We start from the raw sequence: 21,500 nt of genomic DNA, 5'->3' as shown, positions 1-21,500 counted from the left end.
GACGGCCGGGCCCGGGAGCCGGGCGGGCTCAGCACATGCCGGCCGGGCACCTACCAGGGCAGCGGCCCCGTCACGTCGAAGTACCCGCCGCTGGGTCCGTCCGGGCCCAGCCCTGCCATGCGGACGATGATCTCGGCGCCCTCCTCGACGGTCTGGGTCCCGGTGTTCCCGTTCAGGTCCGTCTTGGTGAAGCCGGGCTCCACCGCGTTGATCCGCATGGCCGGGAACGCCTTCGCGTACTGCACGGTGATCATGTTGACCGCGGTCTTCGACGCCGGGTACGCGACCCCCGGGTAGGCGGCGGCGGGGTGGGCGGGGTCGGCCACGTGCGTGAGCGAGGCCAGGCCGCTGCTGACGTTGACCACGACCGGCGACGCGGACCGCCGCAGCAGCGGCAGGAACGCGTGGGTGACGCGTACCGTGCCGAAGACGTTGGTCTCGAAGACCTCCCGCATCAGATCGGCGGTGACGTCCGCCGCGTCCGCCACCCCGTTGTCCGGGCCGCGCGCCTCGACGCCGGCGTTGTTGACCAGCACGTCGAGACCGCCGTCGGACTCGATCGTCCTCGCCGCCGCCGCCACGGACGCGTCGTCGGTGACATCGAGCTGGACGGCCCGGGCCCCGTCACCCAGGCGCTCGGCGGCGTCGCGGCCCCGGGCCTCGTCCCTGCTGCCGACGTAGACGGTGTGGCCCGCGGCGATCAGACGGCGGGCGGTCTCGTACCCGAGACCCTTGTTCGCTCCGGTGATCAGTGTTGTGGTCATGCCTCCACGATCCGCCCCGCCCGCCCGCGCAGCCAGGCGTCCCGCCTTCCTGGGACCGGTGGTACCAGGCAGGTCTCTGGCCGGCGGGGGCACACTGGCCGCATGGCGACGGCGGAGTTCGGCAAGGCGGTGCGCCGCTGGCGCGACCGGGTCCCACCCGAGGCGGCGGGGCTGCCGACCGGGGAGCGGCGGCGTGCGGCCGGGCTGCGCCGTGAGGAACTGGCCCTGCTGGCCGGGATCTCCGTCGACTACGTCACCCGGCTCGAACAGGGCCGCGCCACCAACCCCTCGTCCCAGGTCGTCGAGGCCATGGCCCGCGCGCTGCGGCTGTCGGAGGAGGAACGCGCGCACCTGTTCCGGCTGGCCGGACTCGCGCCGCCGGGCCCCGAGACGGTGCCGGCGCACATCACCCCGAGCGTCCAGCGGCTGCTGGACCGGCTGACGGGGACGCCTGTGGCGGTGTTCGACGCGTCCTGGACCCTGCTGCTGGCCAACGCGCCCTACGCGGCCCTGATGGGCGACCCGTCCGGCCGGCGCGGCAACGAGCGCAACGGCGTGTGGCGCCACTTCCTCGGCCCGGGGCCCGGTGCCCGGCGCGCACCGCGGGCGCGGGACGACCACGAGGCCGCTCTCGTCGCCGATCTGCGCACGGCCGCCGAACGCTACCCGGCCGACCGGCGGCTGCACCGGCTGATCGCCGAACTGCGCGGGGGCAGCGAGAGGTTCTCCGAGCTGTGGGACGCGGGCGCCGCCGGCCGCCACGAGGCGTCGCGCAAGACGATCGACCATCCGCGGGTCGGACCCGTCACGCTGGACTGCGACGTCCTCACCGTGGCGGGCAGCGGCCTGCGGATCATGGTCTACACGGCCGAACCCGGTTCCGGGGACGCCGAACGCCTCGCCCTTCTCACCGTCCTCGGCACACAGGATCTCGTCGAACGCTGACGACTTTTGCCTATAGGTCGTAGGTAAATGCATAATGGGGTTCGGGTCGAGGCTTCCCTCGACGCTCCGACTCCTGATCGACAGGCTGAGGCGATGAACACCGAGCACGACTGGATCACCACACCCGTCACCGCGGACCTCCTGCGCGGGCACCTGGACGTGGAGCGCACCGCGCACGGCCTGCTGCCGCACCGGCTGCCCGCCGGCGCGCGCCGGCAGATCCCCGACGACCAGCTGGCCATGGCCGAGGCCCAGCCGTCCGGCGTACGGCTGGTCTTCCGCACCCGGGCGACCACCGTCGAACTGGAGACCCTGCCCACCAAGAGGGCCTACCGCGGCTTCCCGGCCCCGGCGGACGGCGTCTACGACCTGCTGGTCGACGGCCGCCTCGCGGCCCAGACCACGGTGACCGGCGGCAACGTCCGCACCGTCGACATGGCCACCCAGTCCGCCGAACTGCTCGAAGGGCCTCCCGGCACCGCCCGGTTCACCGATCTGCCCGCGCGGGACAAGGACGTCGAGATCTGGCTTCCCCATACGGAGATCACCGAGCTGATCGCCCTGCGCACCGACGCCCCGGTCGCACCGGCGCCGGACAGTGGACGCAGGGTGTGGCTGCACCACGGCAGCTCCATCAGCCACGGCTCGAACGCCGCCCATCCGACCGCCATCTGGCCGGCCCTGGCCGCGGCCCGCGGCGGAGTGGAGCTGGTCAACCTGGGGTTCGGCGGCAGCGCGCTGCTCGACCCGTTCACCGCCCGCGCGATACGGGACACCCCCGCGGACCTGATCAGCCTCAAGATCGGCATCAATGTCGTCAACACGGACGCGATGCGCCTGCGGGCCTTCACACCCGCCGTCCACGGCTTCCTCGACACCATCCGCGAGGGGCATCCGACGACACCGTTGCTGGTCGTGTCCTCCATCCTCTGCCCGGTCCAGGAGGACACCCCCGGACCCCTCGCACCCGACTTCGCCGACGGGACCCTGCGGTTCAAGGCCACGGGCGATCCGGCCGAGCGCGCCGCCGGGCGCCTGACGCTCAACGTCATCCGCCACGAACTCGCCCGGATCGTCGAGCAGCGGGCGGCCGACGACCCGAACCTGCACCATCTCGACGGCCGTGAACTGTACGGCGAGGCGGACTACGCCGAACTCCCACTGCCCGACGAGGTCCACCCCGACCCCGCGGCGCACCGCCGCATCGCCGACAACTTCGCGGGGCTCGCGTTCGGCACCGGTGGCCCCTTCGCCCCGTGACCGGCGGCTGATCACGTCGCGGTCGGCCAGGGCGCGACAGCGGTCCCGCATCCCGCGCCCCGCCGTGGTCCCGATGCGGTGGGCCGACGGCCGCGACTCAGTGTCCGAGACCGACGTCGACCGGTGGCCGTTTCCGTCAACGAGCCCCGGGGCGTCCGGAGCCGCTGGTCAGGTGTGGTGCCCGGTGGTTCTCGGGGCGGCGCCGAGGATCGGTCCGGGCCAGGCCCCCGGAGACCGGCGCGGGGCCGAGATCGCCGTCGCCGTCCTGGTGGCGGAGGACCCAGTCGTCGAGGTCGAGGGCCGTTTCCAGCGGCTCCCTGGCCATGTGGGCGCGCAGGCAGCTCGCCGCGCCGGTCCCGGTCCGCCCGGGCAGGAGCAGTTCCTCCCGGAAGCCGCTCTCGGCCACGGCGAAGCGCGCCCGGGCGGCCTGCGGGGACACACCCAGGACGTCACCGACGAGCTGCCAGTCGGCGCCGCCCGTGCGCTCGTACACGGCGGCGCTTTCGAGGAGCCGCCGCGCGGCCGCGAGCACGTGGGCGGCGTCGGCCATTACGGCACCCGGCGCGCGCGTGCTTCCGTCAGCGTTCAGCTCGTGCGCGCCGACGGGCACCGAGGCCCGCGCGAGGTCCGCCAGTACGCAGGCGTCGTAGGCCATCAGCAGCCTCGCTCGCGCCGTGTCCGTGTACGGCGCGCCCGCTTCCTTGTCGCCATCGCTCATGCCGGTCAGCCTCAACTCCCATCGATCGGGGGTGGTCGCCACTCAGTGCCCTGCGTGGGGTCGGCAGAATGGTGCCTACGGCACCGCCGAAGTGTCCGGCGCGTTCGCCGCCACCAATGACGAGCATCGCCGCACGACCAGCGGGTCCACAATGCGTAATCGACGCAGTCTGCCCAAGGCTGGGCCATAGGCTGCCGCTAAGGTTGAGCTTTAGGCTGGGGCGATGCGCTACGACCTGGACGACCTGCGGCTCTTTCTCCACATCGTGACGGAGGGGTCGATCACGGCGGGCGCCGAACGGATGCACCTGAGCCTGCCTTCCGCCAGCGCCAGGGTGCGTTCGCTGGAACACCACGCCGGCGTGGCACTGCTCATCCGCGGACGACGAGGCGTGCGGCCCACGCCGGCGGGCACGACGCTGGCACGCCACGCACGCGACGTCCTGGACCGGACCGCGCGCCTCGAAAGCGCCGTCGCCGGCTACACCCGGTCCCCGACCGCCCCGCTCACCCTGCTGGCGGGCGGATCCGCGATGCACCGGCTGGTGCCCCAGGGCCTGGTGTCGTTCCTGCGCGCGCACCCGGACGTCGACGTCACAGTGCGCGAGAACCGCACGCCGCAGACGGTGCGAATGCTCGCCGACGGCGAGGCGGATCTCGGGGTCGTCGTCGACGACGAGGCCCGCGACTGCGGCCTGCGGATGGAGGCTCTCGGCGACGACTCCCTCGTGGTGATCGGCCAGGCCGGAGGAATCATCGCCGGCCGGACGTCACTGACCTTCAGCGAGGTCGCCGAGCATCCGCTCGTCGGGCTCGACGCCGGCTCCTCGCTGCGCCGCTGGATCGAGGAGCACCTCGGGCCGCACGCTCCGGTGGCGCGCTACCGCACCACCGTGGCCGACCTCGGCGTCCTCGTCGCCCTCGCCGCCGCGGGCGTCGGGCTCGCGGTCGTACCGCGTCGCGCCGTCGACCCCGAACAGCCGCTCGCCGTCTGCGAACTGCAGGATCCCTGGGCGCGCCGCCACCTTCTGCTGGCCTGGGGCGTCAAGGACGGCGCCACGCCGACGGCCACCGCGGCGCTCGCCGAGCATTTGCGCGAGGCGGCACTGTCCGAGGGGCGCGCCGACGGTCGCGGCTAGTGCGCGGCGGCGAGCGACAGGCGAGAGGCGGTCTCGGGCCACCTGGGGCAAGCTGCGAGAGGAGGAAGCACCACGCCGGCCTCGGTGGATGCGATCTGTGAAGGACGGTGCTGAGCGTGAGGGACCCGAATACCGGACGCGTGGGGACTGCGGAACAGAGCGCGGAACAGGACGGCGTGTCGCCGGGCGCCGACGCCGAAGCACCGCCGGACGCGCCCTTGTCGGGGTGCGCGGCGCTGGTGACCGGCGCGTCCAGCGGCATCGGCGCGGCGACGGCCCGGGAACTGGCCCGACTCGGCGCGGCCGTGGCCGTCGTCGCCCGGCGTACCGAGCGGCTGGAGGAACTGGCCACGGGCATCCGCGACCAGGGCGGCTCGTGCGCCGTCCTCACCGCCGACCTGCGGGACGCGGCGCAGGCGCGTCGGGCCGTCGAAGAAGCCGTCGGCCGCCTCGCACGGCTGGACGTGCTGGTGAACAACGCCGGTTACGTGGCCATGGGTCCCGTCGAGGAGAGTGACCCGGCGGACTGGGAGCGGATGGTCGGCCTCAACCTCAACGCGGTCCTGCAGATGTCTCGATCGGCGTTGCCGCACCTGCTGCGGGCGGCGGAGGAGGGGACTCGCGGGGTCGCCGATCTGGTGAACGTCAGCTCGGTCGCGGGCAGGGTGGTGCGCAGGAACAACGTCGTGTACTCGGCGACGAAGCACGCGGTGGGCGCGTTCAGCGAGGGCATGCGCCAGGAGGTGACCGGGCGGGGCGTACGGGTAGGTCTGATCGAACCGGGCTTGACCATGACGGAGATGGCGACCGGCGGCGGGCGCCTCGCCGCTCGTGCCATGCCGGAGGATGCCTGGTTGCGTGCCGAGGACATCGCCCGGGCCATCACCTTCATGATCACTCAGCCCCCGCACGCCGCGATCAACGAGATCATGATGCGCCCGACGGCCCAGGAACACTGACCACTCCCCCGGCCCGCGCCCGCTTCACCTCTCAGACAGTGAACGTACTCAATCAGTCGCCGGAGTTCCGCGACTGCCGGGATCGGCTGGTTCCCTTCCCCAAGCCGCGAGTCCGTTGAGTTGCCCAGGCCGAGGTCATAGAGTGTGGCCCGTCAGCCGCCTTCCAAGTGACGGTGGAACGTTGGGAGTTCGGCTCCCGGGTGGGTGGGCATGTTCGAAAGGCGTGTCCCCATGCAAGGCCTCCCCCAGGTGGTTGCTTCCGGCCCCGCCGAGCAGGTCGGCCGGGCCCGTGCGGTGGTCGCGGTTACCGCACTCGCGCTGGCGCTGTTCGTATACGGCACCGTGCAGAGCCTGCCGATCGGACTGCTGCCGCAGATCGCGCACGGACTGGACGTGTCGGAATCGTCGGTCGGGCTGCTGGTGACCGGCTACGGGCTGGTGGTCACCGTCACCGCGGTACCACTGACCAAGGCGACCCGGCGGCTCCCGCGTCGCCGCCTGCTCACCGCCCTGCTGTGCGCCTTCTCCGCCGCCGCCTCGCTGGCCGCCCTGGCACCCGGCTACGCCGTCCTGCTGTCGGCGCAGATCCTGATCGCGCTGACCCATGCGGTGCTCCTCTCGATGGTCGCGGCGACCGCCACGAGCATGTTCCGCGAAGCAGTGCGGGCCAAGGTGGTCGGGGCACTGTTCAGCGGCATCCCGCTGGCGAGCGCGGTCGGCGTCCCGGCAGGGACCTGGCTCGGACAGCGGACCGAATGGCGGGTGCCGTTCCTGGTCATGAGCGCCCTGGGCCTGATGGCCGGAGTCGCTGTCGCGCTCCTGCTGCCCTCGGCACAGACCGCACCGACCCCCGCGTCCATCACCCAACGGCCCAGCAGCTCGCGCTTCGCCCTGCTGATGGCGGCGACCGGGCTGGTCGTCGCCGGCGTCTTCACCTTCTACACGTACGTCGCCGTCTTCCTCACCCAGGCAGCCGGCCTGCCCTCGGACACCGTCAGCGCGGTGCTCCTGCTGAACGGCCTGGCGGGGCTGGCCGGTACCTGGCTGTCCGGTGCTCTGTCCGACCGCGACGCCCGGGCCACGATGACCGGCACGGTGGGGCTCCTGACGGCCGCCCTGGCGTTACTCGCGGCGGCGGGCGTCCACCCGTGGGCCGCGGTCACTGCGGTCGCCCTGCTCGGCCTGGCCCTGGCCGCCCTGATCACCGCGCTCCAGAGCCGCATCCTGCGCATCGCTCCCCGCAGTGTCGAGGTCGCGTCCGCGACGGGCTCCGCAGCCATCAACGCCGGCATAGCCGGCGGCGCCCTCCTCGGAGGACACCTCCTGGAGTCCCCCGGCCACCACAACCTCCCCCTGGCCGGCGCCCTCCTCAGCGCCGCGGCCCTCGCCCTCCTCCTCGCCGAACGCCGCGGTTAGCCTGGCGGCATGGAAGCGGTCCTGGTCAGCGCGTGTCTGCTCGGCATTCCGTGCCGGTTCGACGGGCGGCACAAGGTGTCCTCGGCGATCGAGGAGGCGGTGGCCGGCCGCGAAGTCGTCTCCTTCTGCCCGGAGGTCGCGGGCGGGCTCGTGACCCCGCGGCGGCCGGCGGAGCTGGTGGGCGGCGACGGGCATGACGTGCTCGACGGGACGGCACGAGTCGTCGACGACACCGGGCGTGACGTGACGGCGCAATTCGTGAACGGAGCACGACGTGCGCTCGCGGCGGCGCGGAACGCGGGTTGCGCCGAGGCACTGCTGATGCCGCGCAGCCCCTCGTGCGGACGCGGTGCGGTCTACGACGGTTCGTTCGCCGGGGAGCTGGTGCCGGGAGACGGAGTCACGACGGCGTTGCTGGAGCGGAACGGCATCGCCGTGCGACCCGCGCCCGGGGTGTGAGTCGGTCTCCTTACCGATCTTCGGTCTCCTTGCCGATCTGATGAGGAGGGCCGGGCTGCCCGGCCCTCCTCATCGGCTGTCAGGTGGGCACCTTCTCCGGTTCGGTGGCCGGTTCTGCGGTGGGCGGGCCGGGTGTCGGCAGCGGGCCGCCGCGCAGCAGCGCGCCGCTGACGACGGCGCCGAGCGCGAAGATGCCGGCGCACCACAGACCGCACTCCGGCCGCGGCCCGCCAACTGGCCAGCCATCTGCACCGCATACCTCATGCTGACCCTCGACGCCACGGTGTCCCGCGAGGGCGCGCGCCCGCCGCCGCATCCAGCGGCAGGGCGTCGCCGCGGCCGCACCGGGCGCGGGCCCGACGGGCGCGCCGGCACCGGACGGGGGCGCCGACACCGACCAGGCCGGCAAGGCCGATCTCATCCGCGCCTTCCTCACCGCTTACACGATCGGCGCGATCTCCTCGAAGGGCACGGCGAACATGTCGTGCAGCACGAACGCCAGCCGCTCGGCGGGCGTGAGCGTGTCGAGGATGAGGAGCATGGCGGTGCCGACCGACTCGGCTAGCAGCGCCTCCCGTTCCGGGTCGACCGGTGTGTCCGGGCGGGGCGAGCCGCCGGTCTCGGGGACGTCGACCAGGTCCTCGCGGCGCGACCTGCGCGACTGGAGCATGTTCAACGACACCCGGGCCACGACGGTGGTGAGCCAGCCGCTCATGTTCTCGACCGCGGCGGTGTCCGAGCGGCTGAGGCGGAGCCAGGCCTCCTGGACGGCGTCGTCCGCTTCGGCCGGCGAGCCGAGCATCCGGTACGCCACCGCCCGCAGGCGAGGGCGGTCGGTCTCGAACCGAGCGGCCAGCCAATCGTGTTCGGTCATCGGGTCACACTCTCCCCACGGGTGCCTCGGGTCCGACGGGCCGGAGCCCGCCCATGTGACGCCCTCGGGGCCGAATGTGTGACATCCGGGCCGGGTGCCAGGCCCGATGGGATCGCAGCGGTCGGGCGCGGGCCGGAGCGCTTCCGCCCGCTTCGTTCTCAGAAGTGGGTGCCGCCGTCGATGCGGACCTCGGTGCCGGTGGTGAAGCTGCCGTCGTCGGAGCCGAGCATCGCGACCACGGACGCCACCGTCTCGGGGCCGGCGAAGCCCTGGCCGAGCGCCGGGGAGAGCTTCGTGAGCAGGCTCATGTCGGCGTCCTCGGGCAGACCCGGACCCGCGCTCTGCCTACTGGCACCACTGCCGTCGGTCATGCCGGAGGAGATGGAGCCGGGCTGCACGGCGGTGAAGCGGATGCCCTGCCTGGCGTACTCGCCGGCGAGCGCGTGCGTCATGGACTGGATGCCGCCCTTGCTCGCGGCGTACGCGGCCATGTAGGGGTGCGCGAACATCGCGGAGGTCGAACTGAAGTTGACGACCGCGGCGCCGCGGCCCACCAGCAGCGCCGGGATGGACTCGGGATGCCTCCCGCCACGGATCACGGCAGGTGGACCCGGCGGGGGGGCTCCGCCTCACTCGTGGGGCACGACGGCCAGCGGGCAGCGGACGTGGTGGACGGCGGCGTGGGTGACGGGGCCGATGCGCGGAACCGCCGGCCGGCCGGACAGGCGACGGCCGACGACGAGGAGGCTCGCCGCGGAGGCGGCCCGGACCAGCACGGTGGAGGCCCCGCCCTCCACGACGGTCTCCAGGACTTCGGTGTTCGGGTACTTCTCGCGCCACGCCTTCAGCACGGCGGACAGGAAGCCCCGCCACTCCTCGGCCTGCTCGGGATCGTTGATCAGCCCGATGTCCCCGGGGCCGAGGCTGATCGCGGAGGGCGGCTGCCAGGCATACACGACACGCAGCCGGGCGTGCCGCAGCCGGGCCGCCTCGAACGCGAACTCGATCACCTCGTCGCAGGCGTCGGCGAGGTCGATGCCGAGCACCACGTCACGGAAGCCGGTGCTGGTGGACGGGCGGCCGTCGCCGGCCGGGTAGTGCTCGTCCTCGGCCTCCTCCCCCGCCCGTACGAGGACCACGGGGCGCGGGGCCGTCGCGACCACCCCCTGCGCGACGGAGCCGACCAGGACTCCGGTGAAGCCGCTGAGGCCTCGTGAGCCCACCACCAGCAGTTCGGCCCGCTCGGTCGCCTTCAGCAGGGCCGCGGTCGCCGGGCCGTCGACCTGCTCGTCGGTGAGTTCCACATCGGGTACGGAGCCGCGGAGGTACTCCTCGGCCTGCCGCAGGGTGCGGCGTGCCCGGTGCCGCTGAGCGGCGTGCGCGGTTTCGCTCTCCGCCTGGCCACGGGTCCAGTTCCGGGCATGCACCAGGCGCAGCGGCCGGTCGCGGCGCACCGCCTCACGGGCGGCCCACTCGACGGCGGCGAGGCTCTCGGCGGATCCGTCCACTCCGACGACGACAGGCGACAGCATGGCGCGCACCTCCTGCGCTCGGTCTGCTCCTTACTGTCAGTGTCTTACCGCGATCACTCGGTGGATATGGGCCGCAAGGGCTCCCCCAGGCCCATTCGGCCCCTGGGGGCCCGCACCTGCGCGTGCGGGATCGCCCCCCTGATCAGGCGGAAGCGGAGAGCTGTTCGCGCACCCAGGCGGGATCGGGATTGGTGTGCGGCCGGCCCGCAACGACGACGGTCGGCACGGTCTCGTTGCCACCGTTGGCCGCCCGCACCGCCGCCGCGCCGGCCGGGTCACGCCAGATGTTGACCCAGTACGCCTGGCGGGCGCGATGGCCCAACCGGATACGCAGCCGCAGACAGTACGTGCAGCCCGGCCGCCAGAAGATGATCGGCCGGCCGTCGGCCGCGCTGCGGTCCTGTGCCTCCAGAGCACCGATCGACCGCGGGAAGAGCAGAGGCGAGCACGCACCTGCGAGCAGCAGGAACAGCAACAGATATGCCACGGCTCCGCCGGGGCTCCCCTGGGAGATCAGCCTGGCCGCGAGGACCGAGCCGCAGAGCACGAACAGGACCGGCAGAAACCACGCGCGTTTCATGAACATGATGACTCAGGCTACCGATACGCGTTCGCCCGCCGCTCGGCTACGGGGCACTCGGACGCCGCGCCGCCGCCTCGATCAGTCGCCTGATGTCGTTCAGGTCGGCCTCGAACTCGGCGGTGAGGTCGACGGGAAGGTCCAGCCACTGCCCGAGTCTGTTGTGGCCGGGCAGTTCACCCTCCGGAAGCCGGCCGCGACGGCTGCGCGGGTCGAGAGCGCCGGGAGCGAAGCGGCCCGAGGCCTCGGAGGCGGCGAACCCGATCACGAAGGTGCTGACCAGGCGTTCCAGCCGGGGAACTTCCGGCTCGGGAACCCCCGCTTCGATGAGCGCGGTGTAGATGATGTCCACCGCGCGCACGGCGTCCGGTGTGACAGCGGGCCGGGAGAAGAGCAGGTGGGCGGCCCAGGGGTGACGTTGGGTCACCGCTCGGCAGGCGTGCGCGAGGGCGTTGAGCCGCTCGTCCCAGGCCTGATCCTCGGCGGTGCCCGACGGCAGGAGCGCGGCGAGCAGGCGCCCGACCATCGCGTCCAGGAGCGCGGCCTTGTCCTTGACATGCCGGTACAGGGCCATCGGTGTCACGCCGACACGGTCGGCCAGCGCGCGCATCGAGACGGCTTCGAGGCCGCGCTCGTCGGCGATGGCCAGGGCCGCGTCCAGTATCTCTTCCCGCCTGCCGCTCATGGGTCTACAGTGTAGACGTATACGGCGTAGACCTCACGGAGACGGGATGCTCAGCGCAGAGGAATTGGTGAAGCGTTACGGCCCGCGCCGCGCGCTCGACGGCTTCGACTTGACGGTCGCGCCCGGCGAGATCGTCGGCCTGATCGGGCACAACGGTGCCGGCAAGACCACGTTCGTCGAGATCGTCACCGGTCTTGTGCGTCCCGACGCGGGCCGGGTCCGCATCGGCTCGTACGACGCGCTGCGGGCCGGCCGGGCCGCGCGGCGGCTTCTCGGCGTGGCTCCGCAGGAGCCGGCCCTGTACGGCGGCATGACCGTGCGGGAGAACCTGCGGCTGCTCGCCGGACTCGCGGGCCTGCGCGGACGCGGACGGGACGCCGAGATCGCCCGGGCCCTCGACGAGCTGCGGCTGGCCGCCGTCGCGGACCGGCCCGTGGGCCTCCTGTCCGGCGGTCAGCGCCGCCGCGTCCAGGCGGCCACCGCCATGGTCGGCTCTCCCCCGTTGCTGCTGCTGGACGAGCCGACCGCCGGGGCCGACCCGGAGACCCGCTCGGCCCTGCTGGCCGCCGTCAAGGGGCGCGCCGAAGCCGGTGCCGCCGTCGTCTACACCACTCACTACCTGCCGGAACTCGTCGACCTCGACGCCACGTTGGCGCTCGCCCGGGCGGGGCGTGTCATCGCGCGGGGCACCCAGGACGAACTGACCCGCCATCTGCCGGGCGAACTCCGGCTCACCTTCTCCGATCCGGCCGAACCCGAACTGCGTCTGCCGACCACGGACCCCGGTGCCGACCTGGCGGCCCTGCTCGCCTCCGGCCGCACCCCCGCCTCCGTCGACATACGGCGCCCCGGCCTGGACGACCTCTACCACTCGCTGGAAGCAGCGGCGACCGACGAGAGGACGGAGCCCCGTGATGTCGCCGCGTGAGTCCGCCACCCGCCTGAGCGTCCTGATACGTCACAACGCGCTGCTCATGCTGCGCGAACCCGGCCCGCTGCTGAGCCGGATGATCCTGCCGCTCGCCTTCATCACCCTGCTGCGCCCGCTCTACGTGGCCGCGCAAGGCCCGACGGCCGGCACCGAGCAGGCGGTCGTCGGCACACTGGTCACCTTCTCGCTGCTCGCGCTCAGCATCTCCGGCAGCGCGATCCTCGCCGAACGGATCGGCCGCACCTGGGACCGGCTCCGCGGTACGCCCCTGCATCCCGCGGAGATGCTCATCGGCAAGGCGATCCCCGTCCTCGCCGCCCTGCTCGCGCAGCAACTCCTGATCATCGGCTTCGCCGCGTGCGTCTTCGGGCTGCGAGTGCCGCATCCGGTCCTGCTGCTGGGCGTCCTGCTGAGCTGGAGCTGCACCCTGCTCGGCCTCGGCGCACTGGTCGGTGTGCTGGTCCGCAGCATGGGCGAACTCTCGGCCGCCTACGACATCGGCGGCATGCTCCTCAGCAGCGTCGGCGGCGCGCTCGTCCCGCTCGCCGTCCTCCCGGCCTGGGTCGCACGCGTGGCCCCGGCCTCCCCCGGCCACTGGGCCGCCCGGGGCCTGCGCGCCGCCCTCCACGGCGACGCGCACACCGTTCTGACGGCCTGCGTCACGCTCGCCGCCGTGGCGGTGCTCTGCGGCATCCTGGCCTCCGTCCGTCTGCGGGGCCGCGGCGGACGCCTGGTGGCTCTCTAGCGCCCCAGCCTCAGCCATGGGCGACGGGGACGGCGGCGTGGTGCGGGACCGCGTGGATGACGGGACCCTTCAGCGGAACCGTGGGGCCGTGCGGCGGGTCGGCGCGACGGGCCTCGTGGTGCGGGCCCGTCGCAGTGTGGTGCCGTCGCGCTGTGCCGCCCTCGCGCCGGGCGTGCTTCAGCGCAGCCAGGTGTGGTCGCGGACGATCGGCAGCCGCGCCCGCAGCCGGCCCAGGCCCCAGGTGGTGCCCGCGCCCGCCGCCGCCACGGCGATCAGGGCGACCGCGTAGATCATGCGGCTTCAGATCACGTTGCCCGGCTGGTCGACCCGGCGCGTGCCCGCGTAGTGGTGCACGGCGACCATCAGCGCGGCGATCAGGCGGATGCCGTCGATGGCGTAGAGGAGGCGGCGTACGCGCGCGGCGGGGCGGGCAGTGGCAGTCGGCCGGCCCCGGTCGCTATGCCTTCCACGGGTTCCGACAGGTGCCCTGCGGGTCAGGCATCGGTACCCAGCTCTCCTCACGAAGAATCACGGCTGAACGATCAAGGACGCCCCCGCCACAAAGATGCGAGGGGTGGGCCGAAGTTGCCACGATGCTCAACCGCCCGCGGCCGCCGCCCGACGTTCCGACAGCTGCCGCGGGATCACCCAGCGCGTCATGGCGTACCCGAACAGGCCGGTGTACACGGCCATGAACGCCACGAATCCCGGCAGGGGAAGGCCGGACCACCCCAGCGCACCGAGCAGCCACAGCACGACGACGGCCACGACGGCCACCGGGACTCCCCACAGCAGGCCGAAGACCCACCAGCGTGCGGGCAGCCGGGACAGCACACGTCCCGCTCCGGGCGACGCGTCCGTCACGCCGAGGCGTCCGGAATCGAACTCGCGCCGCACTCCCTTGGAGACGAAAGCGACACGAGCAGGGGCAGCACGATCGAGGTGATGAAGACGTCGATGACCATGCTGCCGTTCCCGGTGAGCGGCACGAAGCCCGCCGGGTGATGGCTGAGCCAGGTGATCAGCGAGTTGACCACCACGTTGATGATCGCGGCGATCGTCCCTTGCGTGCGGATGTACGAGGTCACCGGGGGGGAGCTCCGTCTCCCGCCGGGTCGCGGCCCGCACGGGAGAGGGGCGCCGCACGCATGGTCGCCGCGGTCATCAGCTCGCCTCCAGGACGGGTTCACCCGTCGGGCTGAATACCCGGTACCTACCCTTTCGCGAGGGTCGTAACGGCCGCGTGCGCCCCGCCCGGAACTGGTCCCCCGACAGGGGGTCGCGCCGCTGTTACGGAAGGCCTTCGGCCATTCGCGGGAGGAGAGGCGGCGAAACCGCCAGGTGGCCCGCGCACTCCCCCGATCGATGCTCCGTACAAGGGAGAGTTACGGATATATCCGCGTTTCGTAACACGAATCGGTTCGGCGATCTGCTGTCGTCGTGGAGGGCCACAGTGTGGCGTCTCGGCACCAAGCCGGGAATTCGGACCGCACGCCCGGCCAACCAGGGCGGGTGTGCATGACCGTGAGGGGATTCATGTCTGTTTCTCGTACGGCGCTCCGCCTGATCGCCACCTGTGTGGCTTCGGGCGCCCTCGTCGGCGCGGCCGCACTGCCGGCCCTGGCGGCCGGCGCGGACCACGACGGCGCGAGGAACCTCCCGCAGAGCCAGCGGGCGGACCTCTTCAGGATCGACCACGACAACGACCGCGACGACCGTCACGGTCACTTCGGCGACCGCGACCGCGACCGCGACGACCGTCACGGTCACTTCGGCGACCGCGACCGGAACCGGGCCTGGCACCACGGCTGGTACAACAACCGGCCCTGGTACCGGCACCACGGCTGGTACGGCGACCGGCACCACTTCCCCGGCCGCCGCTGACCCGCCCCTGAACCAGTGCTGTGACGCGGAGGCGAACCGCATCCTCCGCCACCGCCGTCACAGCGGGTGTGGCCGTTGCACCGAAGGGCCGAAGACCGTGCGCACGGTCTTCGGCCCTTCGGCCGTGTGCGGGGCCCTCCGGCAGACGTCGAGATGATGCTCTCGCCGCAGTCGTCCGGTTGCCGCTCGTAATCCGCGTGTGAGGTCGGCCACCTAACCATTGCTGACAGCGGAATCTTCGGCTTAACGTCCCCGCAATCCGTTTGAGCGGACGGCCTGTACGGCCGGTCTCCGTTCGGCGGCGGCCTTCGGGCGCGGGCTCAGAGCGGAGCCTTCTCCGTGCGGCGAGGCGAGTTCCGCCGCGTGGTTCCGGCAGCGCGTGCCCCTGGCGGCGTGAGGAGTCGCCCCATGATTCGCGTAAGCCCGCTCCCCGTCCGCACTCTGACCGGAGCCGTGTTCGGCGCCGCCGTAGAGGTGGCCGCGATCGTCGCGGCGCTGGCCCTGTACCCGTCCGGCTTCGGCGAGGGCCGGGAACGCCGCGCTCCCGGATCCTGGCCGGTGGCGCCTTCGGGCACCGTGGCCCTTCCTGCCCTCTCCACCGACAGCCCGGTCCTGCTGGTCCACGGCCTGTGCAGCAACCGCGCGATCTTCCACATCATGAGGCGCGGCCTGCGGCAGGCGGGCTTCCGCCGGGTCGCCGTGCTGAACTACAACTGGCTGAACAACGACGTCCGCGGTGCCGCGCGCCTGCTGGCGGATCAGGTGGAACGGGTCTGCGAGGACAGCGGGCACGAGCGCGTCCACGTGATAGGCCACAGTCTCGGCGGCGTGGTCGCCCGCTACTACGCGCAGCGCATGGGCGGCGACGCCCGTGTGCACACACTGGTCACCCTGGGCGCCCCCCACACCGGCACGCTGGCCGCGGCGCTGCCTCTGCCCGTGCGGGCGATCCGGCAACTGCGCCCGGGCAGCGACGTGCTCGCGGAGCTCGCCGAGCCCGCTCCCGGCTGCGGGACCCGCTTCGTGGCGTTCCACAGCGACCTCGACGAGCTGATCGTCCCCGCCGCCAACGCCCGGCTGGTCCACCCCGACCTTCGGATACGCAACGTCCCGGTGCGGGCCGTCGGCCATGTCTCGCTGCCGATGCACGCCAGGGTGGTCGGTGAGGTCTGCCGCGTGCTCCACGACGCGCACGACGCCGAGCCCCTGGCCGCGGCCTGAGCCGCGCCGGCCCGCCTCCTGGCCGGTCCATCGGTTCCGGCACCCATTCCGTGCCGTCCGTGGGCGTCGGGTCCGCCCGTAAATGGGTGTCGGACCCGATGGCGGCACATCCCGGCCGCGGGTGAGGGTGTACGCAACCCCTTTCGACGGTCGTACCGGCGTGTGGCCGGCCGTTGCCGCGTGCTCGGGCCCCGGTGCGAACCCGCGGTGCCCCGGAGTCGGGGGAAGCCGCGTCCGTCGAGTTCAGTCGAGTCACGAGAGGAGCCCGGCACCGATGGCGGCAGTGCCACGGCGGCCTGCCCGGTCGCGGGGTGTGGGCTTCCGACCGTACGGCCCGTGCCGCCGTGCCATGGCTCCCGCCCGCCGCCGCGTGCCGAGAGGAGCGCGTCATGCCCGGAACCGATGACAAGCTGCTCGGCGAGATCGCGGCTCGCGTGTACCGGGACGATCCCCGGTTCGCCCGCGCCCTCCGGGCCGGCCGTCCCTGCCCGCCACGCGAGTACCGGCGCACCCGGGCCTGGCTGCTGCTCACCTTCGCCCTGCTGGTGCTGGGCACCGGCATCACTCTGGCCCACGGACTGCTCATCGTCACCGGCATGGTCCTGGCCGGTATGGCCGGAGAACTGTGCGACCCCCGGCGCGGTCCGCGCAGACAGCGGGTTCCCCCGCCCCGTTCCTGACTGCGGCGGGCCGCCGCACCGTGGTGAGCGGCCGGGGGCGGGTGGCGGACCCATGGGGGTGCTCCATCAGTGCCACCCGGCCGTCCTCATTTCACCGCCGGCCGACCGTCCCGCTCACGACCGGGACCGGCCGACCGCCTCACTCGTGATCGGCCGGTCCTGACTCACGACCGGCCGACCGTGTCCTGATCGGCCACCTTCTCCTGCGGCTCGGCCCCAGGCGCCCAGCCCTCGGCCGGTGCGCCGCCGGCCGGGGCGGACTTGCCGAGCAGGCCCGTCAGGCGCCGGGCCACCGGTTCTGTGTAGCGGGCGGTGAGCGGGCCGATGATGACGAGGATCAGCACGTACGCCGTGGCCAGCGGGCCCAGGTCGGGTTCGATCCCGGCCGTGACCGCGAGCCCGGCGATGACGATGGAGAACTCGCCCCGGGCGACCAACGTGCCGCCCGCGCGCCAGCGGCCCCTGACGGAGACACCGGCCCGCTTGGCGGCCCAGTAGCCGGTGGCGATCTTGGTCAGCGCGGTGACGACGGCCAGGGCGAGCGCGGGCAGCAGCACCGGCGGAATGGACTGCGGGTCGGTGTGCAGTCCGAAGAACACGAAGAACACCGCCGCGAACAGGTCGCGCAACGGGGCCAGGAGGTTGTGCGCGCCCTCCGCCACCTCGCCGGACAGGGCGATGCCGACCAGGAACGCGCCCACGGCGGCCGAGACCTGCAACTGCTGGGCGAGCCCCGCGACCAGCAGGGTCAGGCCCAGTACGACCAGCAGCAGCTTCTCGGGGTCGTCGTTGGAGACGAAGCGCGAGATGTGCCGTCCGAACCGCACCGCCACCAGCAGCACCAGCGCGGCGACACCGAGGGCGATGGCCAGCGTGACGCTGCCCGCCGCCAGCCCAACACCGGCCAGCAGGGCGGTGATGATCGGCAGGTACACGGCCATGGAAAGGTCCTCGAGGACCAGGATGCTGAGGATCACCGGTGTCTCCCGGTTGCCCAGCCGGCCCAGATCGCCCAGGACCTTGGCGATCACACCGGACGAGGAGATCCAGGTCACCCCGGCCAGGACGACGGCCGCGACCGGCCCCCAGCCCAGCAGCAGCGCCATGGCGGCGCCTGGCAGGGCGTTGAGCGTGGCGTCGACGAGCCCGGCCGAGTACTGGGTCTTGAGGTTGGAGACCAGATCACTGGCGGTGTACTCGAGCCCCAGCATGAGCAGCAGCAGGATGACGCCGATCTCGGCGCCGATGGCGACGAACTCCTCACTGGTGTCCAGCGGGAGCAGTCCGCCCTGGCCGAAGGCGAGTCCGGCCAGCAGGTACAGGGGGATGGGCGAGAACTGGAAGCGCCCGGCGAACCGGCCCAGCAGGCCCAGGCCGAGGATGATCGCACCGAACTCGATCAGAAAGACAGCGGACGAGTGCACGCGATCACTCCCGTCCCAGTATCGCCGCGGCGGCATCGGCGCCTTCGCGCGTGCCGATCACGATCAGGGTGTCCCCGCCCGCCAGCCGCAGGTCGGGCCCGGGGGACGGGATCGCCTCGGCCCTCCGCAGCACCGCCACGATCGACACGCCGGTCTCGGTACGCATCCGGGTCTCGCCCAGCACCCGCCCGTTCCAGTACGAGGTGGCCGACAGTTCGACGCGCTCCGCCACCAGTCCCAACTCGGTCGTCGACAGCAGGTTGGGGCTGTGATGGGACGGCATGAGCGCGTCGATGACGGCCGCCGTCTCCCCGGCGGTCATCCGCACGGACAGCGCGCAGGCGTCGGGGTCGTCCTCGCGGTACGCGCTCAGGGTCCGTGTTCCGTCCCGGTGTGCGACCACGGACAGACGGCGCTGTTCTCGCGTGGTGAGGTCGTAGCGGACCCCTATTCCCGGCAACGGCGTACCACTCATGCGCGCAGCGCCCACGGTTGTGCTCCCTGTCGTCCGACTTGGTTGTTTCTTTGCCAACCCTTAACGGCACCCTATCGAGCTGAGCCGGGCGGAGGGAATGCGGACCGTGTCGGCTCCGTCTCATTCCGGAGCACGGGAGAGGGATTACGGCAGGTGCGGCGGCCCGGTCATTCGGGCCAGTCGGAGTTCTTGACGACCTCGACGAAGTCGGTGCGCCGGAAGCCGGGGACGTAGTGGGCCAGTACGTCGGCCTTGATGTTCCCGAAGGTCGTGTCGGGGCGTTCCTCGATGCCCTCGGTGAACGCGGCGAGGATCCCGTTCTTGAAATCCGGGCGCGGGTGCGCGGCGACGACCGCCGCGCGCTCCTCGTCGGAGACCGCGTGATAGCCGATTCCCAGGACGTCGAGTTCGACGCCGCGGGTCACCAGGGCGATCTCGGGTGCCATGTGCAGCGGGATCTCCGGGGTGGTGTGCAGGGCGATGCTCGTCCAGACACGGTCGGCGGGCTCGCCGGCGATTCCGTGGGCGTGCAGGAAGCGGCGGGCCTCGTCGGCACCGTCGATCTCGAAGCGCTGGTCGGTGCGCCGCATGCGCTTCGTGAGCCCCAGGTCGTGGAACATCGCGCCCACGTAGAGCAGTTCGGGGTCGAAGCCGAGCCGCTGTTCCCGGCCGCGCAGCGACCCCCACAGGAAGACCCGCCGGGAATGGTGGAAGAGGAGCGGCGGGGCGACGTCGCGGACCAGTTCGGTCGCCTCCCGCACCAAGGTGGTGTCCGGGATCTCCACTCCTGCGATCACTTCACTCATTGTCCGTCCGCCTTCTTCGTCCGATCGGGATCCGGCTCCGATGCCTCCGGATGTCTCCAGGGTTCACCGGACGGCATAGGCTGGGCCATGTCCCTGCTGCCAGGAAAACCACGGATTCGGACATGACACATCGGGTCGGCTTCATCGTCTTCGAAGGCGTGACCATGCTCGATGTCAGCGGTCCGTCGGAGGTTCTCCATCAGGCGGGCCGGCTCGCTCCCGGCTACGAGCTGGTACTCGTCTCCCCCCGCGGCGGGACGGTGACGACCTCCGCCGGGCCCGCGCTGAGCGGCACGGTCCGGGCGGCCGAGGCAGGGCCGGTCGACACGGTCGTGGTGGCCGGAGGCGACCGGCTGGCGCGACAGCCGGTGGAGGAGGAGCTGCTGGCCTCGGTCCGCGTACTCACCGAGCGGGCGCGACGGGTCGCCTCGGTGTGCACCGGCGCCTTCGTGCTGGCCGAACTGGGCCTGCTGGACGGCCGTCGCGCGACGACGCACTGGCGGCACGCGGCCACGCTCGCGCGCCGCTACCCGCGTGTGCGCGTCGAGCCGGACGCCATGCACATCCGCGACGGGCGGTACGTCACCTCGGCGGGCATCAGCGCGGGCATCGATCTGACGCTCGCGCTGGTGGAGGACGACCACGGCGCCGACGTGGCGCGGAACGTCGCGCGTGAGCTGGTCGTCTTCATGCAACGTCCGGGCGGGCAGTCGCAGTTCTCCACGGCCATCACGACCCCGCCGCCTCGCGGTGACCTGCTCCGGCCGCTGATCGCGTCGGTGCTCTCCGATCCGGCCGCCGACCACAGCCTGCCCGCCATGGCCGCGTCCGCGGCCGTCAGCCCCCGGCATCTGGCCCGGCTGTTCCGCGCCGAACTGGGCACCACGCCCGCACGCTGGGTGGAGCGGGTCCGCCTCGACCGCGCCCAGCAGTTGCTACTCGAAGGCCACAGCGTGACCTCGACCGCGCGGCACAGCGGGCTCGGCTCGGACGAGACACTCCGACGCGCCTTCGCCCGCCATCTGGGCACGACGCCGAGCCAGTACCGCAAGCGCTTCGCCACCACCCGCGAGGAGCGGTCGGACGCGTCAGGCGAGGACGCGGCCGAGGAAGTCACGGATGTGCCCGGTGATGGTGTCGAGGTGGCTTTCCAGAGCGAAGTGCCCTGACTCGATCAGGTGGATCTCGGCGTCGGGCAGGTCCTGGCCGAACGCCGTGGCACCCTCGGGGCCGAAGATCTCGTCGTTGGCTCCCCAGACCGCCAGCAGCGGCACCTGGGAGTCCCGGAAGTAGCGCTGGACCCGGGGGTAGAGGTCCACGTTGGAGGGATAGTCGCGGAATAGCCTCAGCTGGATCTCGTCGTTGCCCGGCCGGTCCAGCAGGGCCTGGTCGTGGACCCAGTTGTCGGGGCTGACCAGGGTGGCATCGGCCACCCCGTTGACGTACTGCCAGCGTGTGACGTCGGGGGTCAGGGCACCTCGCACGGGGGCTTCGGTGTTCGGCCCGGGCGCCTTGGCGTAGGCGAAGAGGCCGTCCCAGAAGGGCTTGACGAAGCCCTCGTCGTAGGCGTTGCCGTTCTGGGTGATGATCGCGGTGACGCGGTCCGGGGCCTGGAGGGCGAGACGCCAGCCGATGGGGGCACCGTAGTCGTGCACGTACATCGCGAACCGGTCGACGCCCAGCCGCTGGAGCAGCCCGGAGGTGGTCTCGGTGAGAGCGTCGAAGGTGTACGGGAAGTCCTGCGGGGAGGGCATCGCCGACTGGCCGAAGCCGATGTGGTCGGGGGCGATCACGCGGTACCGGTCCGCGAGCGCCGGGATCAGGTGACGGAACATGTGCGAACTGGTCGGGAAGCCGTGCAGGAGTACGACCACGGGGGCCCGTGGATCGCCGGCCTCCCGGTAGAAGACGTCGAGACCGTCGACGGTGGCCGTGCGGTGGTGGACTGCGAAGACCATGCCTCTCACCCATCTCTCGAGTTTCGGACGCTGTCACTCCAGTCGA

General features: G+C 72.3%; 25 protein-coding genes and 2 pseudogenes. 12 read left to right on the top strand and 15 right to left on the bottom strand.

What is annotated here, in order from left to right:
- Window positions 1-50: 50 nt before the first annotated feature.
- On the bottom strand, window positions 51-764 hold the full coding sequence (locus OIE49_RS35130) for an SDR family oxidoreductase (RefSeq protein WP_326805829.1): 714 nt from the start codon (window positions 762-764) through the stop codon (window positions 51-53).
- A 102-nt stretch (window positions 765-866) separates the two neighbouring features.
- Here OIE49_RS35130 and OIE49_RS35125 point away from each other — a divergent pair, with 102 nt between their 5' ends.
- Together OIE49_RS35125 and OIE49_RS35120 are read left to right on the top strand one after the other, a co-directional pair.
- A complete protein-coding gene (locus OIE49_RS35125; RefSeq protein ID WP_326805828.1) occupies window positions 867-1,709 on the top strand; it encodes a helix-turn-helix transcriptional regulator in 843 nt (280 codons plus the stop codon).
- Between the two features lie 93 nt (window positions 1,710-1,802).
- Complete coding sequence (locus OIE49_RS35120; protein WP_326805827.1) at window positions 1,803-2,969, top strand: GDSL-type esterase/lipase family protein; 1,167 nt, start codon at window positions 1,803-1,805, stop codon at window positions 2,967-2,969.
- Between the two features lie 136 nt (window positions 2,970-3,105).
- On the opposite strand, the gene OIE49_RS35115 is transcribed toward OIE49_RS35120, so the two are convergent.
- Window positions 3,106-3,687, bottom strand: a complete 582-nt coding sequence (locus OIE49_RS35115) for a hypothetical protein (protein WP_326805826.1) — start codon at window positions 3,685-3,687, stop codon at window positions 3,106-3,108.
- A 223-nt stretch (window positions 3,688-3,910) separates the two neighbouring features.
- On the opposite strand from OIE49_RS35115, the gene OIE49_RS35110 reads away from it, so the two are divergent.
- The 4 genes from OIE49_RS35110 (at window position 3,911) to OIE49_RS35095 (ending at window position 7,659) form a co-directional block, all read left to right on the top strand.
- On the top strand, window positions 3,911-4,825 hold the full coding sequence (locus OIE49_RS35110) for a LysR family transcriptional regulator (RefSeq protein WP_326805825.1): 915 nt from the start codon (window positions 3,911-3,913) through the stop codon (window positions 4,823-4,825).
- Between the two features lie 140 nt (window positions 4,826-4,965).
- Window positions 4,966-5,784 carry an SDR family oxidoreductase gene (locus OIE49_RS35105; protein ID WP_326805824.1) on the top strand — a complete coding sequence of 273 codons (819 nt, stop codon included), beginning with the start codon at window positions 4,966-4,968 and terminating at the stop codon, window positions 5,782-5,784.
- Between the two features lie 231 nt (window positions 5,785-6,015).
- Entirely contained in the window at window positions 6,016-7,200 is a 1,185-nt protein-coding gene (locus OIE49_RS35100; RefSeq protein ID WP_326805823.1) for an MFS transporter, read from the top strand.
- Between the two features lie 9 nt (window positions 7,201-7,209).
- Complete coding sequence (locus OIE49_RS35095; RefSeq protein ID WP_326805822.1) at window positions 7,210-7,659, top strand: DUF523 domain-containing protein; 450 nt, start codon at window positions 7,210-7,212, stop codon at window positions 7,657-7,659.
- Window positions 7,660-7,738: 79 nt separating this feature from the next.
- Here OIE49_RS35095 and OIE49_RS35090 read toward each other — a convergent pair whose 3' ends face one another.
- The 6 genes and pseudogenes from OIE49_RS35090 to OIE49_RS35065 all read right to left on the bottom strand — a co-directional run bounded on the left by OIE49_RS35090 (window position 7,739) and on the right by OIE49_RS35065 (window position 11,330).
- Entirely contained in the window at window positions 7,739-8,080 is a 342-nt protein-coding gene (locus OIE49_RS35090) for a hypothetical protein (RefSeq protein ID WP_326805821.1), read from the bottom strand.
- 21 nt (window positions 8,081-8,101) lie between these two features.
- Window positions 8,102-8,533, bottom strand: a pseudogene (locus OIE49_RS35085) (sigma-70 family RNA polymerase sigma factor); the annotation flags it as partial.
- A gap of 158 nt (window positions 8,534-8,691) precedes the next feature.
- Window positions 8,692-9,108: pseudogene (locus OIE49_RS35080) on the bottom strand (SDR family NAD(P)-dependent oxidoreductase); the annotation flags it as partial.
- 54 nt (window positions 9,109-9,162) lie between these two features.
- Window positions 9,163-10,065, bottom strand: a complete 903-nt coding sequence (locus OIE49_RS35075) for a universal stress protein (RefSeq protein ID WP_326805820.1) — start codon at window positions 10,063-10,065, stop codon at window positions 9,163-9,165.
- 142 nt (window positions 10,066-10,207) lie between these two features.
- Complete coding sequence (locus OIE49_RS35070) at window positions 10,208-10,645, bottom strand: glutaredoxin domain-containing protein (protein ID WP_326806422.1); 438 nt, start codon at window positions 10,643-10,645, stop codon at window positions 10,208-10,210.
- A 46-nt stretch (window positions 10,646-10,691) separates the two neighbouring features.
- Complete coding sequence (locus OIE49_RS35065; RefSeq protein WP_326805819.1) at window positions 10,692-11,330, bottom strand: TetR/AcrR family transcriptional regulator; 639 nt, start codon at window positions 11,328-11,330, stop codon at window positions 10,692-10,694.
- 46 nt (window positions 11,331-11,376) lie between these two features.
- On the opposite strand from OIE49_RS35065, the gene OIE49_RS35060 reads away from it, so the two are divergent.
- Complete coding sequence (locus OIE49_RS35060) at window positions 11,377-12,258, top strand: ABC transporter ATP-binding protein (protein WP_326805818.1); 882 nt, start codon at window positions 11,377-11,379, stop codon at window positions 12,256-12,258.
- Complete coding sequence (locus OIE49_RS35055; protein WP_326805817.1) at window positions 12,245-13,006, top strand: ABC transporter permease; 762 nt, start codon at window positions 12,245-12,247, stop codon at window positions 13,004-13,006. Before OIE49_RS35060 ends, OIE49_RS35055 begins: the two co-directional genes overlap by 14 nt.
- Window positions 13,007-13,306: 300 nt before the next feature.
- Here the strand turns inward: OIE49_RS35055 and OIE49_RS35050 are convergent, their stop codons facing one another.
- The 3 genes from OIE49_RS35050 to OIE49_RS35040 form a co-directional block, all read right to left on the bottom strand.
- Complete coding sequence (locus OIE49_RS35050) at window positions 13,307-13,528, bottom strand: hypothetical protein (protein ID WP_402123964.1); 222 nt, start codon at window positions 13,526-13,528, stop codon at window positions 13,307-13,309.
- 75 nt (window positions 13,529-13,603) lie between these two features.
- Window positions 13,604-13,870, bottom strand: a complete 267-nt coding sequence (locus OIE49_RS35045) for a hypothetical protein (protein ID WP_326805816.1) — start codon at window positions 13,868-13,870, stop codon at window positions 13,604-13,606.
- Window positions 13,867-14,094: a hypothetical protein gene (locus OIE49_RS35040; RefSeq protein WP_326805815.1), complete on the bottom strand. Its 228-nt coding sequence runs from the start codon at window positions 14,092-14,094 to the stop codon at window positions 13,867-13,869. The genes OIE49_RS35045 and OIE49_RS35040 overlap by 4 nt, the downstream gene beginning before the upstream one ends.
- Before the next feature lie 448 nt (window positions 14,095-14,542).
- On the opposite strand from OIE49_RS35040, the gene OIE49_RS35035 reads away from it, so the two are divergent.
- The 3 genes from OIE49_RS35035 to OIE49_RS35025 all read left to right on the top strand — a co-directional run bounded on the left by OIE49_RS35035 (window position 14,543) and on the right by OIE49_RS35025 (window position 16,791).
- A complete protein-coding gene (locus OIE49_RS35035; protein ID WP_326805814.1) occupies window positions 14,543-14,890 on the top strand; it encodes a hypothetical protein in 348 nt (115 codons plus the stop codon).
- A 408-nt stretch (window positions 14,891-15,298) separates the two neighbouring features.
- Window positions 15,299-16,111 carry an esterase/lipase family protein gene (locus OIE49_RS35030; RefSeq protein ID WP_326805813.1) on the top strand — a complete coding sequence of 271 codons (813 nt, stop codon included), beginning with the start codon at window positions 15,299-15,301 and terminating at the stop codon, window positions 16,109-16,111.
- A gap of 389 nt (window positions 16,112-16,500) precedes the next feature.
- The gene (locus tag OIE49_RS35025; protein ID WP_100570919.1) at window positions 16,501-16,791 is read left to right on the top strand and encodes a DUF3040 domain-containing protein; all 291 of its coding nucleotides are present in this window, start codon (window positions 16,501-16,503) and stop codon (window positions 16,789-16,791) included.
- A 164-nt stretch (window positions 16,792-16,955) separates the two neighbouring features.
- On the opposite strand, the gene OIE49_RS35020 is transcribed toward OIE49_RS35025, so the two are convergent.
- The 3 genes from OIE49_RS35020 to OIE49_RS35010 all read right to left on the bottom strand — a co-directional run bounded on the left by OIE49_RS35020 (window position 16,956) and on the right by OIE49_RS35010 (window position 19,496).
- A complete protein-coding gene (locus OIE49_RS35020; RefSeq protein WP_326805812.1) occupies window positions 16,956-18,215 on the bottom strand; it encodes a cation:proton antiporter in 1,260 nt (419 codons plus the stop codon).
- 4 nt (window positions 18,216-18,219) lie between these two features.
- Window positions 18,220-18,690: a cation:proton antiporter regulatory subunit gene (locus OIE49_RS35015; protein WP_326806421.1), complete on the bottom strand. Its 471-nt coding sequence runs from the start codon at window positions 18,688-18,690 to the stop codon at window positions 18,220-18,222.
- Between the two features lie 167 nt (window positions 18,691-18,857).
- Window positions 18,858-19,496: an HD domain-containing protein gene (locus OIE49_RS35010; protein WP_326805811.1), complete on the bottom strand. Its 639-nt coding sequence runs from the start codon at window positions 19,494-19,496 to the stop codon at window positions 18,858-18,860.
- Between the two features lie 122 nt (window positions 19,497-19,618).
- Between OIE49_RS35010 and OIE49_RS35005 the strand changes: the two genes are divergently transcribed.
- Window positions 19,619-20,665 (top strand): GlxA family transcriptional regulator, encoded by a 1,047-nt coding sequence (locus OIE49_RS35005; RefSeq protein WP_326805810.1) that lies wholly within the window; start codon window positions 19,619-19,621, stop codon window positions 20,663-20,665.
- On the opposite strand, the gene OIE49_RS35000 is transcribed toward OIE49_RS35005, so the two are convergent.
- On the bottom strand, window positions 20,585-21,454 hold the full coding sequence (locus tag OIE49_RS35000) for an alpha/beta fold hydrolase (RefSeq protein ID WP_326805809.1): 870 nt from the start codon (window positions 21,452-21,454) through the stop codon (window positions 20,585-20,587). The two genes, OIE49_RS35005 and OIE49_RS35000, sit on opposite strands and share 81 nt — an antisense overlap.
- Between the last annotated feature and the right edge of the window lie 46 nt (window positions 21,455-21,500).

Origin of the sequence: Streptomyces sp. NBC_01788, from assembly GCF_035917575.1 — a bacterium.
Classification (GTDB): domain Bacteria; phylum Actinomycetota; class Actinomycetes; order Streptomycetales; family Streptomycetaceae; genus Streptomyces.
The sequence above is the reverse complement of the archived record's forward strand: the minus strand, read 5'-3'. Positions and strand labels throughout refer to the sequence as shown.

Bases quoted from the DNA above. Each gene is read 5' to 3' on its own strand.
- OIE49_RS35035 (WP_326805814.1), top strand. From the start codon at position 14,543: ATGTCTGTTTCTCGTACGGCGCTCCGCCTGATCGCCACCTGTGTGGCT.
- OIE49_RS35055 (WP_326805817.1), top strand. From the start codon at position 12,245: ATGTCGCCGCGTGAGTCCGCCACCCGCCTGAGCGTCCTGATACGTCAC.
- OIE49_RS35120 (WP_326805827.1), top strand. From the start codon at position 1,803: ATGAACACCGAGCACGACTGGATCACCACACCCGTCACCGCGGACCTC.
- OIE49_RS35095 (WP_326805822.1), top strand. From the start codon at position 7,210: ATGGAAGCGGTCCTGGTCAGCGCGTGTCTGCTCGGCATTCCGTGCCGG.
- OIE49_RS35025 (WP_100570919.1), top strand. From the start codon at position 16,501: ATGCCCGGAACCGATGACAAGCTGCTCGGCGAGATCGCGGCTCGCGTG.
- OIE49_RS35005 (WP_326805810.1), top strand. From the start codon at position 19,619: ATGACACATCGGGTCGGCTTCATCGTCTTCGAAGGCGTGACCATGCTC.
- OIE49_RS35130 (WP_326805829.1), bottom strand. From the start codon at position 764: ATGACCACAACACTGATCACCGGAGCGAACAAGGGTCTCGGGTACGAG.
- OIE49_RS35060 (WP_326805818.1), top strand. From the start codon at position 11,377: ATGCTCAGCGCAGAGGAATTGGTGAAGCGTTACGGCCCGCGCCGCGCG.
- OIE49_RS35065 (WP_326805819.1), bottom strand. From the start codon at position 11,330: ATGAGCGGCAGGCGGGAAGAGATACTGGACGCGGCCCTGGCCATCGCC.
- OIE49_RS35015 (WP_326806421.1), bottom strand. From the start codon at position 18,690: ATGAGTGGTACGCCGTTGCCGGGAATAGGGGTCCGCTACGACCTCACC.
- OIE49_RS35115 (WP_326805826.1), bottom strand. From the start codon at position 3,687: ATGAGCGATGGCGACAAGGAAGCGGGCGCGCCGTACACGGACACGGCG.
- OIE49_RS35010 (WP_326805811.1), bottom strand. From the start codon at position 19,496: ATGAGTGAAGTGATCGCAGGAGTGGAGATCCCGGACACCACCTTGGTG.
- OIE49_RS35075 (WP_326805820.1), bottom strand. From the start codon at position 10,065: ATGCTGTCGCCTGTCGTCGTCGGAGTGGACGGATCCGCCGAGAGCCTC.
- OIE49_RS35110 (WP_326805825.1), top strand. From the start codon at position 3,911: ATGCGCTACGACCTGGACGACCTGCGGCTCTTTCTCCACATCGTGACG.
- OIE49_RS35100 (WP_326805823.1), top strand. From the start codon at position 6,016: ATGCAAGGCCTCCCCCAGGTGGTTGCTTCCGGCCCCGCCGAGCAGGTC.
- OIE49_RS35090 (WP_326805821.1), bottom strand. From the start codon at position 8,080: ATGAGATCGGCCTTGCCGGCCTGGTCGGTGTCGGCGCCCCCGTCCGGT.
- OIE49_RS35000 (WP_326805809.1), bottom strand. From the start codon at position 21,454: ATGGTCTTCGCAGTCCACCACCGCACGGCCACCGTCGACGGTCTCGAC.
- OIE49_RS35030 (WP_326805813.1), top strand. From the start codon at position 15,299: ATGATTCGCGTAAGCCCGCTCCCCGTCCGCACTCTGACCGGAGCCGTG.
- OIE49_RS35070 (WP_326806422.1), bottom strand. From the start codon at position 10,645: ATGAAACGCGCGTGGTTTCTGCCGGTCCTGTTCGTGCTCTGCGGCTCG.
- OIE49_RS35125 (WP_326805828.1), top strand. From the start codon at position 867: ATGGCGACGGCGGAGTTCGGCAAGGCGGTGCGCCGCTGGCGCGACCGG.